Raw genomic sequence first — 14,316 nt, forward strand, 5'->3', positions numbered from 1 at the left:
AATATTATGTATCTCAGTAGAAACCTTGAGCAATGGCACGCTTTCGTTGAAATATTAAAAATGGCATTTGCAGAAGGGAAAGAACAGGAAGTTTTAACACTTTTATTAACCCCTGATGAACGTGATTCTGTCGGGCTTCGTTTGCAAATCGTCGCACAATTACTCGAGAAAAGCTTGCCACAACGTGAAATTCAGCAAAATCTCAATACCAGTGCCGCCACCATTACCCGTGGATCAAATATGATTAAAACCATGCCACCTGATTTTATGGATTGGATCAAAACAAAACTCAATGAGCAAAGCAAAAAAGACTAAAACTCGCTTTCCCTATTTAGGTTTTTGGCATCAAAGTCAACGCATTTTATACCGCACTTTTTCGCTCTTTGTATTAGGCTTGATTGGGCTAACTTTGCTATTTCGTGTTGTCCCCATTCCCTTTTCCTCTTACATGGTGCAGAAAAAAGTCAGCCACCTATTACAAGGCGATTTTAATTATCCACTCCATTATCAATGGGTCAGTTTAGATAATATTGCTTGGCAGATGCAACTTGCCGTGATTGCTAGCGAAGACCAACGTTTTCCCGATCATCACGGCTTTGATTGGAAAGCCATCAAAACTGCCTTAAAACAAAATAAAAAAGCGAAAAAAACGCTGCGAGGGGCATCGACTATCAGTCAACAAACCGCCAAAAATTTATATTTATGGCATGGGAAAGATTGGCTAAGAAAAGGGATCGAAGTGCCTCTCACCTTCATGCTTGAAACACTGTGGTCGAAACAACGGATTTTAGAAGTGTATTTAAATATTGCAGAATTTGGCGAGGGGATTTTTGGTGTTGAAGCGGCAAGTCAACATTATTTCCACAAATCAGCCAAGCAATTAACCGCATCAGAAGCAGCCCGTTTAGCAGCGATTTTGCCCAATCCCATTTTGTTTAAAGCGAATGCCCCTAGTGCTTATGTTCGACAACGACAACAACATATTCAGCGTCAAATGCAGCTATTAGGCAAAGCCTATTTAACGCAGTTGGAATAACAGGGTTTGTGAAAGTGCGGTGGATTTCAAAAAAGTTTTGATGAAAAAATCAGGCTTTGTCCTTCCTAAATTCTCTTAAGACAAGAACAGACAACAATCCCTCGAAGCGAAACCTCGAGGGATTTTTTGTTTTGAGCCGAGAGGCATTTATCCTAACGGTTAGTCTCTAAAATTATTAAATTGGAAAGGTTGCCCAAGATCGGCACCTTTCACTAACTGAATCACCGCTTGTAGGTCATCTCGGGATTTGCCCGTTACACGCACTTGCTCGCCTTGAATCTGGGTTTGTACTTTCAACTTAGATTCTTTAATCAACTTGGTGATTTTTTTCGCCATGTCTGACTCAATCCCTTGTTTTAATTTAATTTCTTTGCTGTATGTTTTCCCACTGTGTTCATAATCTGTTGGAATATCCAAAGAACTGGAATCAATACTACGTTTAATACAAGCATTACGTAAAATTTCCACTAATTGTTCCACTTGGAAATCCGATTCACTTGACACGTTAATGGTCTCATTTTTTTCGTTTAATTCAATTGAGGCTTGTACGTTACGGAAATCCCAACGATTGGTGAGTTCACGATTGGCATTTTCTACCGCATTACGCACTTCATGCAGGGTAATTTCAGAAACAATATCAAAAGAAGGCATAATTACTCCTCATCTCATTTAGTTAATTTATCATTGGCACTTAATAAACATAAAAGTGCACTAAAGTCAGCGAAGTTTACCACAGTTTGAGCTTGTTGTTGTACTTTTGGCTTCGCATGTAACGCCACCCCCAAACCAGCCATCGCTAACATCGGCAGATCATTTGCCCCATCACCAATGGCGACCGTATGTTGTAAATCGATCTTAAAAGTTTCTGCCAACTGCCCTAAGGTTTCCGCTTTATATTGTGCATCCACCACTTTTCCTTCGACTTGCCCCGTTAAAATGCCCTTTTCAATAGCAAACTGATTCGCCACCGTATGATCGAGCATTAAACGCTGCTTGAGATGTTCCGTAAAATAGGTAAATCCCCCTGAGGCAATGGCGGTTTTCCAACCATATTGCTGTAACACCGCTAAGGTGTCTTCTAAGCCTGGCATAAGAGGCAGATTATCACGCACGGTGGTTAAAATCGTTTCTGGTGCCCCTTCTAAGGTCGCCACACGACGGCGTAAGCTTTGCTCAAAATCCAATTCACCTCGCATTGCCTGTGCAGTAATAGACGACACCAGTTCCCCCGTGCCCGCTAATTTCGCAATTTCATCAATACACTCAATTTGAATGGCTGTGGAATCCATATCCATCACCAATAAGCCCGCTTCGGATAAACGTGGAGTAAAATTGATTAATGCCAAATCCAGTGATAATGCATGAGCATAGGCAACATATTCCGTTTTCCAGCTTCCTTTGAATAACGCAACAGTATTGTGTAATACATTCCAAACCTCTAAAATGATAAAATTTTCACCGCACTTTTGCTGAAATTGTTGCAATGCACACACATCAAGGGTGGAACCATATAAAATAAAGGTATCATGACCTTGCGTGATGTCATTGTGCTGAAAAAATGGGGTTGGAAAAGAAGGAAAAGACTGCGTAATGGTCGCGAGATTTTTTGCTTGCATAGAAAATCCTGTAACTTATCATTTTAAAAAAACAAAGTGGCGGTATTCTAGCCTATTTACCGATGTTGGGGAAAAATAACTTGCATTTAACCAAAGAAAAATTCATCAAATTAAGCATGATCACGACGATCATTCTCTTTTGCATTGGCACCATGTCCGTGATTTTATATGGTGTACAGCAATTCAAACTGGGTTCACAGCTGGCAAGTGTGAATCAAGTGTCGAACCTTTCACATTTATTAGTCCGTCAACAAGCAAATTTATTTTCCATGCTCTTCGTCAATAATGCAAAAATCGAGAAACTCACGGAAAATTTAGATACCTTCGCCAAGGAAGAATTTGTGCTTGATGCCGCCATTTATGGACAAAATGGTGAACTGCTCGTCCAAACTAGCCTCTCCAAAGATTTACGTAATACACTTGGCTTAAACCAAGAAAGCGTCAGAGACAATAATAGCCAACAAATCGTGGAACCTATTTATTCTTCAAATGGTCTTGAAGGCTTTTTACGTGTCACCTTTGATGCTAAATATGGCAACACCACACAAAACAAAATTAACCAAATTTTCCACCAACTTTATGGTGAATTAATTATTGTTTTTTTGGCGGGCGTTTTGTTGGCAAGCTCAATCCATTATTTTTTAAGCCATTATCGTCGAGCCTATCGAAAACCCATAGAAAACAAACCAATAAAAGCCTTAAAAGCCACCAATAATCCGCAAAATTATCACCGTCGTCGTCGAAAATGGAATAAATAAAAAAGAAGAAAGAAGAAAGAAGAAAGAAGAAAGAAGAAAGAAAAGAATAAAAAAAACCGCACAATGAATGTGCGGTTTTTTGTGGTTAATCTAAAAAATTATGCTAATTTTTTGATTTGTGCAGATAAGTTTGCTTTGTGGTTAGCAGCTTTATTTGCGTGGATTAAGCCTTTAGAAGCCATTCTATCCACCACTTTTTGCATTTCAACGAATGCTTTTTCTGCGACTGATTTATCACCTGCTGCGACTGCTGCGTAAACTTTTTTAATGTAAGTACGCATCATTGAGCGTTGGCTTGCATTGTGCTGACGGCGTTTTTCTGATTGAACCGCACGTTTTTTAGCTGACTTGATATTAGCCAAGGTCAAACTCCTAAAATGATTTGTTAGTAAACGAGATAAATTAAAGGCGTAAAATATGCCTATTTTCTATGCTTTTGTCAATGACTATTGTCACTGAATTTTATTGTTGATTTTCGGTGAGACACAACCGAAAGTTAAGCATCGTTGTATCAATCAAGTGCTTTCAAGATAAGCTCACCAAACGATGTGGGCGAGATTTTAACAGTTTTTTTGCCTAGAATATAGCGTAAAAACAAAATTTCTATACAATTAAGCAAATTTTCTTCAATCACCCAATCGAGTACATTATTTTGAGCAAAGGATTATTAAGATCAGGTATTGTGGTCAGCTCAATGACCTTACTATCACGTATTTTAGGACTAGTACGAGATGTTGTTATCGCCAATTTATTAGGTGCTGGTGTTGCCGCAGACGTATTTTTATTCGCAAACAAAATCCCCAATTTTTTACGCCGTTTATTTGCCGAAGGGGCATTTTCACAAGCCTTTGTGCCTGTTTTAGCCGAATATCAAAAAGCAGGCGATCTAGATAAAACACGAGAATTTATCGCCAAAGTATCAGGCACCTTAGGCGGACTAGTGAGCTTAGTCACCGCCTTTGCCATGATTTTTTCCCCCGTTGTTGCCGCAATTTTTGGCACAGGCTGGTTTATTGATTGGTTTCATGATGGCCCGAATGCGGAAAAATTTGAACAAGCATCTTTGCTATTGAAAGTCACCTTTCCTTATTTATGGTTTGTGACCTTCGTGGCGTTATCCGGGGCAATTTTAAATACCATTGGTAAATTTGGGGTGATGTCGTTCTCCCCTGTATTACTGAATGTGGCAATGATTGCTACCGCACTTTTTTTAGCACCGCACATGGACAGCCCCGATCTCGCCTTAGCCATCGGCATTTTTTTAGGGGGATTATTACAATTTCTGTTTCAAATTCCCTTTTTAAAACAAGCAGGCTTACTCGTCAGACCAAAATGGGCATGGCACGATGAAGGGGTGAAAAAGATCCGTACCCTGATGATCCCCGCCCTATTTGGTGTGTCGGTGAGTCAAATTAACTTATTGCTTGATACCCTCATTGCCAGTTTCCTGATGACAGGTTCCATTAGCTGGCTATATTATTCTGATCGCTTACTTGAATTTCCACTCGGCTTATTTGGTATTGCCATTTCAACGGTGATTCTGCCCACACTGGCTCGTCATCATGTCAGTCGTCATGACAATTCCGCACAAAGTGCATTGGATTTTCGTCACACCTTGGATTGGGGCGTACGCATGATTTTATTGCTTGGTATGCCTGCAATGGTGGGCATTGCGATCTTAGCCCAGCCGTTATTGTTGGTCTTATTTATGCGGGGGAACTTTGGCTTAGCAGATGTACAAGCCGCTTCTCTTTCACTTTGGGCATTTAATGCGGGATTACTTAGCTTTATGCTGATCAAAATTTTAGCGAATGGCTATTATGCTCGCCAAGACACCAAAACCCCCGTTAAAATCGGGATCATCGCCATGGTAAGCAATATGGGCTTTAACTTACTCGCCATTCCTTTCAGCTATGTTGGATTAGCCATGGCATCTGCCCTATCTGCCACATTGAATGCTTACTTGTTATATCGTGGCTTAGTCAAAGCAGAGGTCTATCACTTTAGTCGCCAAAGTGCGGTGTTTTTTGCAAAAGTATTGTGTGCTGCAAGCGTGATGGGACTGATTGTTTGGTATAACAGCCCAAGTTTATTTGCGTGGAGCGAAATGCACTTTTTCAATCGGATTTATTGGCTGGCTTGGTTGATTGGCCTCGCCGTGATGGTGTATTTGGGTATGCTCGCCCTCCTTGGTATTCGCAAACGCCATTTAACCACCAAGGGATAACAGGTTGCGTACACGAAAAAAAGATCCCTATTTGGGCGATTTCTGCTTATAATGCAGGGATAATTTTATAGCATCATTTCAAACGGATACCACTGTAATGCGACTGATTCGTGGCATGCACAATTTACCTAAAAACTTATCAGGCTGTGCCCTCACTATTGGCAATTTTGATGGCGTACATTCCGGCCATCAAGCCATTTTACGGCACTTAAAAGAAAAAGCTGAGGCTCGACAACTCCCTGTCATGGTGATGTTATTTGAACCTCAGCCTCGTGAATATTTCACGGGGGAAAATGTCCCTGCACGTTTAATGCGTCTGCGAGATAAATTACACGCACTTGCTCAAGCTGGCGTGGATTATGTGTTGTGTATCCGTTTTAATCAACATTTCGCCCAACTGAGTGCCGAAAGTTTTATTGAAGATTGGCTCGTAAAACAATTACAAGTCCGTTTTTTAAGTATTGGCGATGATTTCCGTTTTGGTGCCAAACGCCAAGGGGATTTCAATTTACTCAAACAAGCAGGTGAAAAATTTGACTTTATTGTCGAAGATAACCACAGTTTCTGTGTCGATCGCTTACGCATCAGCAGTACCGCCATTCGTGAAGCCTTAGCCAAGGATGACTTAGCACAAGCTGAAAAAATGCTCGGCAAACCTTACAGTATTTTGGGGCGTGTCGCACACGGCAATAAGCTAGGGCGAACCATAGGTTTTCCCACGGCAAACATTCCTTTACATCGTCAGGTCAATCCAGTCAAAGGGGTTTATGCGATTAAAGTGCGGTTAAAAAACGGTGAGAAGTATCAAGGGGTGGCAAATATTGGCTGTCGCCCAACGATCAATGGTGTCGTCCAGCTTTTAGAAGCACATTTATTTGATTTTAACCAAAATATTTATGGGAAATGCATTGAAGTTGAGCTGTGCCATAAAATCCGTAATGAGCAAAAATTTCCGTCCTTTGACGATCTCAAATTACAAATTTCTCGTGATGTGGAAAAAGCAAAACTCTTCTTTGCCACACAAACCAACTAATCGCTTTTTCATTTTTTATCATGTCTTGACACCGTCTTATCGGTCGGCGAACTTTCTTAGAAAGTTAGACGGTGCAAGTGCCATATACTACATGGATACTGACGATTTTTTCGGCTAAAAAGCCCCTCATTTACGATAATGAGAAATGCGGTTCATGTTAAAAATTCTTCGAAAATTGACCGCACTTTTCGTATAATGTGTAAATTCTTTCCAATAAATTATGGCTTTTACTTTCATTCTATTTAAAAAAAGGCTATAACTAACCGATTTTGTTTTTAATTTCGATTTATCTGGACCAATACAATGACAGTTGATTATAAAAATACATTAAACCTGCCAGAAACAGGCTTTCCTATGCGTGGGGATCTCGCCAAACGCGAGCCGCAAATGCTCAAAACATGGTATGAAAAACAGCTTTACCAAAAAATCCGTCAGTCTTCCAAAGGCAAAAAATCCTTTATTCTTCATGATGGCCCTCCTTATGCGAACGGTACGATTCATATCGGTCACGCAGTGAATAAAATTTTAAAAGATATTATTGTCAAATCCAAAACCGCATTAGGTTACGACTCCCCTTATATCCCTGGTTGGGACTGCCACGGCTTACCGATTGAATTAAAAGTAGAAGGCTTGGTGGGCAAACCTAATCAAAATATCAGTGCTGCACAATTTCGTGAAGAATGCCGTAAATATGCTGCCGAACAAGTGGAAGGGCAGAAAAAAGATTTTATCCGTCTTGGCGTATTAGGGGATTGGGACAATCCTTACTTAACCATGAACTATCACACCGAAGCCAATATTATCCGTGCGTTCGGTAAAGCGGTGGAAAATGGGCATTTATACAAAGGTTCAAAACCTGTTCACTGGTGTTTAGACTGTGCCTCTTCATTGGCTGAGGCAGAAGTGGAATATGAAGATAAAGTGTCCCCTTCTATCTATGTGCGTTTTAGTGCGGTGGATTCTGAGGCAGTTTTAGCAAAATTCAATGCAGAAGGTAAAGGAAATGGCAAAATTTCAGCCGTTATCTGGACAACCACACCTTGGACCATTCCGTCTAACCGTGCCATTGCGATTCATGAAAAACTTGATTATCAATTAGTGCAATTTAATGATGAGCGTGTGATTTTAGCCAAAGATTTAGTGGAAGAAGTGGCAAAAGCGGCAGGTGTCGAAACCTTTGAAGTGCTTGGTGAAGCCAAAGGTCAAGATCTTGAATGGCTACGTTTCAACCATCCGTTCTATGACTTTAGTGTGCCTGTCATTTTAGGTGATCATGTCACCACAGATGGCGGTACAGGTTTAGTGCATACCGCACCAGACCACGGTCATGACGACTATATTATTGCACAAAAAAATGGTATCGAAATGGCAGGCTTAATCGGTAACGATGGTTTGTTCAAAGCCGATGTGCCTTTCTTTGCAGGGAAAGGCGTGTTTGAGTCCAACGATCTGGTCGTAGCAAAATTACAAGAAGTGGGGGCAATGCTGAAATTCAGCAAAATCAAACACAGTTACCCACATTGCTGGCGTCATAAAACCCCGATTATTTTCCGTGCGACACCGCAATGGTTTATCGGCATGGAAAAACAAGGATTACGTCAACAAGCTTTAGGCGAAATTAAAAAAGTGCGTTGGATTCCAGATTGGGGTCAAGCTCGTATTGAAAAAATGGTAGAAAACCGCCCAGACTGGTGTATTTCTCGTCAACGGACATGGGGTGTGCCTGTTGCTTTATTTATCCACAAAGAAACGGAAGAATTGCACCCTCGCACCGTTGAACTGGTCGAAGAAGTGGCAAAACGTGTGGAAGAAAAAGGTATTCAAGCTTGGTGGGATTTAGACACGGCTGAATTATTAGGTGCAGAGGCTGAAAACTATATTAAAGTAGCAGATACCTTAGACGTTTGGTTCGATTCAGGATCCACCTATTATTCTGTGGTGAAAGATCGCCCAGAATTTAACGGCAAAGAAGCGGATATGTATCTTGAAGGTTCAGACCAACACCGTGGTTGGTTTATGTCTTCATTAATGCTCTCTACGGCAACAGACAACAAAGCCCCGTATAAACAAGTGTTGACACATGGTTTTACCGTCGATGGTCAAGGTCGCAAAATGTCAAAATCCATCGGTAACATTGTGACCCCACAAGAAGTGATGGACAAATTCGGTGGTGATATTTTACGTTTATGGGTTGCTTCAACTGACTACACGGGCGAAATTTCTGTGTCTGATGAAATTTTAAAACGTGCTGCAGATGCTTATCGTCGTATTCGTAACACTGCTCGTTTCTTACTCGCCAACTTAAATGGGTTTGATCCAAAACGTGATCAAGTCAAACCTGAAGAGATGATGGTGTTAGACCGTTGGGCAGTTGATTGTGCCTACCAAGCACAAAACGAAATTAAAGATGCCTACGATAACTATCAATTCCATGCCGTTGTGCAACGTTTAATGAAATTCTGTTCCGTTGAGATGGGTTCATTCTATTTAGATATTATCAAAGACCGTCAATACACCACTAAAGCCGATAGTCTTGCTCGCCGTAGCTGTCAAACGGCATTATGGCATATTGCCGAAGCACTTGTTCGTTGGATTGCCCCTGTGCTGTCGTTCACCGCAGATGAAATTTGGCAATATATTCCAGGTGAGCGTGCTGAATTTGTCTTTACCGAAGAATTTTATAACGGCTTATTTACCTTAAGTAGCGACGAACAAATGAACGACGCCTACTGGCAACAAGTCATCACGTTACGTAATGAAATCAACCGTGTGTTGGAACAAGCCCGTAATGACAAAGTGATCGGTGCGGCACTTGAAGCAGAATTAACCATTTATGCAAATGACACTTATGCGAACCTTTTAACAAAACTGCAAAATGAATTGCGTTTTGTCCTCATCACCTCAAAAGCAGAAGTGAAACCATTGGCACAAGCCGATGTGGCAGAAGGTGAAGTGAAAGGCTTAGCCGTGAAAGTGGTGCGTTCAAGCAATCACAAATGTCCTCGTTGTTGGCATTATTCTGACAGCAAAGATGCCCAATCACTTTGCTCACGTTGTGATGAAAACGTCAACGGTCAAGGCGAAATTAGACATTTTGCGTAAGGGATATCAAAGGCAGATTTTCTCTGCCTTTGTTTCACATCAGCAAATTAATTCTCAAAGGCGAACATAACGTTCGCCTCTGCAATATTTAAATACAGATAAGGTGATTATGACAAAATCTAAAAGCGGTCTTTCTTTTCTTTGGCTAAGTGCGGTGACTTTTTTATTGGATTTAGGAAGCAAATATTGGGTGGTGAAAAATTTTGATCTGTATGAAAGTATCAATATTCTTCCCGTCTTTAATTTAACTTATGTGCGTAACTATGGTGCAGCATTCAGTTTTTTAGCCGATCACGATGGTTGGCAAAAATACTTTTTTATCATTTTAGCCATTACCGTCTCCTGTTTCTTACTTTACTTTTTAGCCAAAAATAGCGTACAGCAAAAATTACAAAACAGTGCCTACGCCCTTATTATTGGAGGAGCATTCGGCAATATGGTGGATCGCACATACCACGGTTTTGTGGTGGATTTTTTAGATTTTTATTGGGATATTTATCATTACCCCGTATTCAACGTAGCAGATATTGCGATTTCTATCGGTGCAGGGTTACTGATTTTAGATGCGTTTAAAAATCGTGAAAATGAAGGGAAAGGGACATAAAAATAGGACGTATGAAATGAAAATTATTTTAGCGAATCCACGTGGTTTTTGTGCTGGTGTTGATCGAGCCATTAGCATTGTAGAATCTGCCCTAGAAATTCATGGTTCACCGATTTATGTGCGTCATGAAGTGGTACATAACCGCTTTGTAGTCAATGGATTGCGTGAACGTGGTGCGATTTTTGTCGAAGAATTACACGAAGTGCCAGATGGGGCTATTGTGATCTTTTCGGCTCATGGTGTGTCGCAAGCCGTTCGCCAAGAAGCGAAAAATCGTAATCTCAAAGTCTTTGATGCCACCTGCCCTTTGGTCACCAAAGTGCATATGCAAGTGGCTCGAGCAAGTCGCAAAGGCACGAAAGCCATACTCATTGGACACGAAGGCCACCCAGAAGTGGAAGGCACTATGGGACAATACGATAATCCCGAAGGGGGGATTTTCTTAGTAGAAAGTGTGGAAGACATCGCTAAATTAGGGTTAAAACAAGAGGATCCCCTCACCTTTATGACACAAACCACTTTGTCTATTGATGACACCAGTGAAGTGATTGAAGCATTAAAGCAAAAATACCCTGCGATTCAAGGTCCTCGGAAAAACGATATTTGCTATGCCACCACCAACCGTCAGCAAGCCGTGCGGGAATTGGCTCAACAATCGGATTTAGTGATTGTAGTCGGCTCAAAAAATTCGTCTAATTCAAACCGCCTTGCCGAACTGGCTTCTCGCATGGGGGTGATGTCCAAATTAATTGATGATGCCGATGATATTGATCCTGCCTGGTTGGAAAACATTCATACCATTGGGATTACGGCGGGGGCTTCAGCACCTGAAGTCTTGGTGCAATCCGTGGTGAAACGCTTGCAAGAATTGGGTGTAACCAGTGTGGAAGAGCTACAAGGCTGCGAAGAAAATACCGTGTTTGAAGTGCCAAGAGAATTACGGATTACCGAAGTCAATTAATGATGGCTTAACACCATCACCTCAAAACACCACCGTAGTGTAATCAACAAGGTGGTGTTTTTTTATCGTTTAATCCTTGTTTAATATTCTTATCTGTTATCGAAATTTTTGTTTAAGCAGATCTTTTAATTGATGGCGAAATTGTTTATTCCATTCCACTTTATAGCGAGGGGATCGGCAGTGATCAAAAAAGTGAATGGGGAGTTTAAACGCCGAATAGTTTGGCTGATTTAAAGCGAGATTCAACTTGATATCGCATTGCATATTACTCAAATCCACACGCCCCACGCCAGAGACTAACACTTCCTTCGTTTCAAAAGACAAGGCATTTAATACAAGTGTTTGTTGCTGCCAAGTTAGATTGGTATTCAGTTTGTCAAAGGCGGTGTCGGTTCTTTTTTCACTGAATTGGGCTTTATCAAGATTAATCGGTAAATAGTTTGCCACTAGTGTCAGTAAATTTAGCCCTTTTAGCTCACCTTGTTGAATCATGGCTTCAACATGACCTTGCTGAGCTTGTTGCCCAACCAAACGAAATTGCCCTGATAAAGATGCGGAGCCACTGATTAACACTGGCAAATTCAACACCTTTAACCATTGTTCTAGCACGAGGTTTTCTGCTTGTAACTGCAGGTTTTTTTCTGATTCTGATTGTGGCTGTATGGACACAGAAAAATGGGAAGGATGCTGATGGGCTGAATAGTCAATTTCCCCAATTAAAGATAAACCTTGTTTTGATGCCATCTCTAATTTGGCTTTTAGCAAAGGAAAATACTCGCCATTGAATTGCACATCATCCCACTGTAACTGATAGGTCAACGGCGATAAACGTTGAATCATCCCTTTGGTTAGGCTTAATTGAATCTGTGTTGTGTTGAAAAAAAGAGGACGATCAAGCTGCAGATCAAACGTCATATTCATCATGGAAACCTGCTCAGGCTCAATCAGAAAATCCCCTGTTAATTTGCCATTGAGATCGCTAAATTCAGGGGCGGTCTGCTCATTTGACCAAAGCTTGCCTTTTTCAAAGCTAAAGGTTTTAATCGCATATTGTGGTGTTAACAAGGACCAAAAATCCAGTTCTAAATGCAATTTCTCGGCAAAAATCGACCGCACTTTGGCGTCTTGTTGAGGATGCTGCCAGTAGGCATCAGAAAGGGTGAGTTGCGTGGTCGGATAAAGTGCAAAGTCCAGATGTCGAAAGGTCACATGATGTTGCTGTAAAGCCTGTGCAAGTTGTGCATTAATTCGCTGAATTTGATAATAAATTACAAGACTGATCGTCACCACCACACAACATATGCCAATGACGATCTTCTTCCACATGTTATTTATCCTCATTAATGCGACTGGCTACCGCACTTTGCTGATTTTTATATTTCGCATTTTTACGGCTACTATAAGGTCGTGCCGCTACACCGCTTAAAATTTCAAAACTCAATGCCCCAATCACCATATTGGGACGTAACGCTAAGGGGAGTTTTCCTGAGTTAAAAAACTCTAACACAATACGCCCTTCCCAACCGGGATCAATACGATGTGCAGTCACATGAACCATTAAGCCTAAACGGGCTAGTGAAGAACGTCCATCTAACCAACCGATAATATTGGCAGGTAATTTTACCGATTCTAATGTGGTCGCTAACGCTAACTCACCAGGGTGTAGAAAAAAGGCTTCGCCATTCTCAATGAGAATTTCCTCGCTCATCACGGATTCTAACTGTGCAGACACTTCTTCTTTTGGGCCGCTTAAATCAATAAATGGGGCAGAATGCTCACGAAAAACACGGAAAGAATTGCCTAAACGCACATCAATGGTTGCACCATTAATTTTGTCATTATCAGGACGGGGGGTCAGTGAAATGATGCCTTCATCTAAATAGCGTTCAATATCAGTATCACATAATCTCATTGCAATCTTCCTTAACGTTTACCCAGTAATTGTCTGATTTGTGCTTTTAACATATTGATGGCAATACGGTTTTTCCCACCACGAGGAATAATAATATCCGCATATTGTTTTGAAGGTTCGATAAATTGTAAAAACATAGGGCGGACTGTTTTGCGGTATTGTTCCACCACCGATTCAAGCGATCGACCCCGCTCTTTCATGTCACGCTGTAAACGGCGAATAAAACAAATGTCTAAAGGAGCATCCACAAACACAGACACACTCACCTCATCACGCAAACGCTCATCAGTGAGCAATAAAATCCCTTCCAGAATAATCACTTTTTTGGGCTCAAAATGGGTAATTTCATCGGTGCGGGTATGTTCAACATAACTATAGACGGGAATATCAACGGCTTGCCCTGCTTTCAGGCTTTTGAGGTGTTCAATCAGGAGATCACGATCCATGGAATTGGGGTGGTCATAATTGGTTTTAATGCGTTCTTCAAAGGCGAGATGACTTTGATCTTTGTAATAAGAATCTTCTGAAATGATGCCAATTTCTTCACAACCTAACTCATCACAAAGCTCACGATGAACTGTCGAGGCAATTAAACTTTTTCCAGAAGCGGAAGCTCCCGCAATGGCGATAATGATACTAGATGGGGTAGATGACTGTGACATAATAATTAACCTAAAAGAACGTGTAATTTAATCGAAGAATTATAAAGAAAAAAATCGCATTTTAATAGCCAAGAATGCACAACAGGAATACACAAGGAGGAAAAAAGCCACATTTTTATGCCGTATTTCCTGTTCTTTCATTTATGATGGCTTTTCCCAACGTTTTACTGAAGCTAAATCGATTTTCTCTTATTATTCTCCACAAGGCTTTTGGCATCAGGATATGCTGATTTTGCCATGCTTTGACTAGTAAGACCACATAAAAAGCGGCAATACCAACAAAATCATTACCTATTTATTGTAAGACCAGCAGCCTTCATTCCGCATTAATGAAAGATAATGTGGGATAAATAATCTTCCTCAGCATTAAAAATGCCATTTAATAAAAATAAATTGAATAAGACA

At 40.8% G+C, this 14,316-nt stretch carries 14 protein-coding genes; 8 read left to right on the forward strand and 6 right to left on the reverse strand.

Features of this window, described 5'->3' with window-relative positions; genetic code table 11:
- The first annotated feature begins 6 nt into the window (after positions 1 to 6).
- Both trpR and mtgA read left to right on the forward strand, forming a co-directional pair.
- Entirely contained in the window at positions 7 to 315 is a 309-nt protein-coding gene (gene trpR / locus ACPEEM_RS07915; protein ID WP_424401632.1) for a trp operon repressor, read from the forward strand.
- The gene (gene mtgA / locus ACPEEM_RS07920; RefSeq protein WP_424401633.1) at positions 293 to 1,036 is read left to right on the forward strand and encodes a monofunctional biosynthetic peptidoglycan transglycosylase; all 744 of its coding nucleotides are present in this window, start codon (positions 293 to 295) and stop codon (positions 1,034 to 1,036) included. Before trpR ends, mtgA begins: the two co-directional genes overlap by 23 nt.
- A 159-nt stretch (positions 1,037 to 1,195) precedes the next feature.
- Here mtgA and ACPEEM_RS07925 read toward each other — a convergent pair whose 3' ends face one another.
- Both ACPEEM_RS07925 and serB read right to left on the reverse strand, forming a co-directional pair.
- Positions 1,196 to 1,687, reverse strand: a complete 492-nt coding sequence (locus ACPEEM_RS07925; protein ID WP_424401634.1) for a YajQ family cyclic di-GMP-binding protein — start codon at positions 1,685 to 1,687, stop codon at positions 1,196 to 1,198.
- 14 nt (positions 1,688 to 1,701) lie between these two features.
- Positions 1,702 to 2,652: a phosphoserine phosphatase gene (serB, locus tag ACPEEM_RS07930; RefSeq protein WP_424406566.1), complete on the reverse strand. Its 951-nt coding sequence runs from the start codon at positions 2,650 to 2,652 to the stop codon at positions 1,702 to 1,704.
- Between the two features lie 80 nt (positions 2,653 to 2,732).
- Between serB and ACPEEM_RS07935 the strand changes: the two genes are divergently transcribed.
- Positions 2,733 to 3,410: a YtjB family periplasmic protein gene (locus ACPEEM_RS07935; RefSeq protein WP_424401636.1), complete on the forward strand. Its 678-nt coding sequence runs from the start codon at positions 2,733 to 2,735 to the stop codon at positions 3,408 to 3,410.
- A 98-nt stretch (positions 3,411 to 3,508) separates the two neighbouring features.
- On the opposite strand, the gene rpsT is transcribed toward ACPEEM_RS07935, so the two are convergent.
- Entirely contained in the window at positions 3,509 to 3,772 is a 264-nt protein-coding gene (rpsT, locus tag ACPEEM_RS07940; protein ID WP_424401637.1) for a 30S ribosomal protein S20, read from the reverse strand.
- 290 nt (positions 3,773 to 4,062) lie between these two features.
- Between rpsT and murJ the strand changes: the two genes are divergently transcribed.
- The 5 genes from murJ to ispH all read left to right on the forward strand — a co-directional run bounded on the left by murJ (position 4,063) and on the right by ispH (position 11,337).
- Positions 4,063 to 5,637 carry a murein biosynthesis integral membrane protein MurJ gene (murJ, locus tag ACPEEM_RS07945; RefSeq protein ID WP_424401638.1) on the forward strand — a complete coding sequence of 525 codons (1,575 nt, stop codon included), beginning with the start codon at positions 4,063 to 4,065 and terminating at the stop codon, positions 5,635 to 5,637.
- Positions 5,638 to 5,734: 97 nt separating this feature from the next.
- Positions 5,735 to 6,670: a bifunctional riboflavin kinase/FAD synthetase gene (ribF, locus tag ACPEEM_RS07950; protein ID WP_424406568.1), complete on the forward strand. Its 936-nt coding sequence runs from the start codon at positions 5,735 to 5,737 to the stop codon at positions 6,668 to 6,670.
- 303 nt (positions 6,671 to 6,973) lie between these two features.
- On the forward strand, positions 6,974 to 9,772 hold the full coding sequence (gene ileS, locus ACPEEM_RS07955) for an isoleucine--tRNA ligase (protein WP_424401640.1): 2,799 nt from the start codon (positions 6,974 to 6,976) through the stop codon (positions 9,770 to 9,772).
- Between the two features lie 109 nt (positions 9,773 to 9,881).
- Positions 9,882 to 10,376, forward strand: a complete 495-nt coding sequence (gene lspA / locus ACPEEM_RS07960; protein WP_424401641.1) for a signal peptidase II — start codon at positions 9,882 to 9,884, stop codon at positions 10,374 to 10,376.
- Between the two features lie 16 nt (positions 10,377 to 10,392).
- Positions 10,393 to 11,337, forward strand: coding sequence for a 4-hydroxy-3-methylbut-2-enyl diphosphate reductase (gene ispH / locus ACPEEM_RS07965; RefSeq protein ID WP_424401642.1), 945 nt, complete (start codon positions 10,393 to 10,395; stop codon positions 11,335 to 11,337).
- A gap of 96 nt (positions 11,338 to 11,433) precedes the next feature.
- Here ispH and ACPEEM_RS07970 read toward each other — a convergent pair whose 3' ends face one another.
- Genes ACPEEM_RS07970 through udk form a run of 3 tightly spaced genes read right to left on the reverse strand, consistent with a single transcriptional unit; the run spans position 11,434 to position 13,911 of the window.
- Entirely contained in the window at positions 11,434 to 12,663 is a 1,230-nt protein-coding gene (locus tag ACPEEM_RS07970; RefSeq protein WP_424404862.1) for an AsmA-like C-terminal region-containing protein, read from the reverse strand.
- Position 12,664: 1 nt separating this feature from the next.
- Positions 12,665 to 13,249: a dCTP deaminase gene (gene dcd, locus ACPEEM_RS07975; RefSeq protein ID WP_424401644.1), complete on the reverse strand. Its 585-nt coding sequence runs from the start codon at positions 13,247 to 13,249 to the stop codon at positions 12,665 to 12,667.
- Positions 13,250 to 13,260: 11 nt separating this feature from the next.
- Entirely contained in the window at positions 13,261 to 13,911 is a 651-nt protein-coding gene (gene udk, locus ACPEEM_RS07980; RefSeq protein WP_424401645.1) for a uridine kinase, read from the reverse strand.
- Positions 13,912 to 14,316 lie beyond the last annotated feature (405 nt).

It is taken from the genome of Pasteurella pantherarum, assembly GCF_049670885.1.
Classification (GTDB): Bacteria; Pseudomonadota; Gammaproteobacteria; order Enterobacterales; family Pasteurellaceae; genus Pasteurella.

Excerpts from the sequence above, each read along its gene's own strand:
- trpR (WP_424401632.1), top strand. The coding sequence starts at position 7 with ATGTATCTCAGTAGAAACCTTGAGCAATGGCACGCTTTCGTTGAAATA.
- mtgA (WP_424401633.1), top strand. The coding sequence starts at position 293 with ATGAGCAAAGCAAAAAAGACTAAAACTCGCTTTCCCTATTTAGGTTTT.
- ACPEEM_RS07925 (WP_424401634.1), bottom strand. The coding sequence starts at position 1,687 with ATGCCTTCTTTTGATATTGTTTCTGAAATTACCCTGCATGAAGTGCGT.
- serB (WP_424406566.1), bottom strand. The coding sequence starts at position 2,652 with ATGCAAGCAAAAAATCTCGCGACCATTACGCAGTCTTTTCCTTCTTTT.
- ribF (WP_424406568.1), top strand. The coding sequence starts at position 5,735 with ATGCGACTGATTCGTGGCATGCACAATTTACCTAAAAACTTATCAGGC.
- ileS (WP_424401640.1), top strand. The coding sequence starts at position 6,974 with ATGACAGTTGATTATAAAAATACATTAAACCTGCCAGAAACAGGCTTT.
- lspA (WP_424401641.1), top strand. The coding sequence starts at position 9,882 with ATGACAAAATCTAAAAGCGGTCTTTCTTTTCTTTGGCTAAGTGCGGTG.
- ispH (WP_424401642.1), top strand. The coding sequence starts at position 10,393 with ATGAAAATTATTTTAGCGAATCCACGTGGTTTTTGTGCTGGTGTTGAT.
- ACPEEM_RS07970 (WP_424404862.1), bottom strand. The coding sequence starts at position 12,663 with ATGTGGAAGAAGATCGTCATTGGCATATGTTGTGTGGTGGTGACGATC.
- dcd (WP_424401644.1), bottom strand. The coding sequence starts at position 13,249 with ATGAGATTATGTGATACTGATATTGAACGCTATTTAGATGAAGGCATC.
- udk (WP_424401645.1), bottom strand. The coding sequence starts at position 13,911 with ATGTCACAGTCATCTACCCCATCTAGTATCATTATCGCCATTGCGGGA.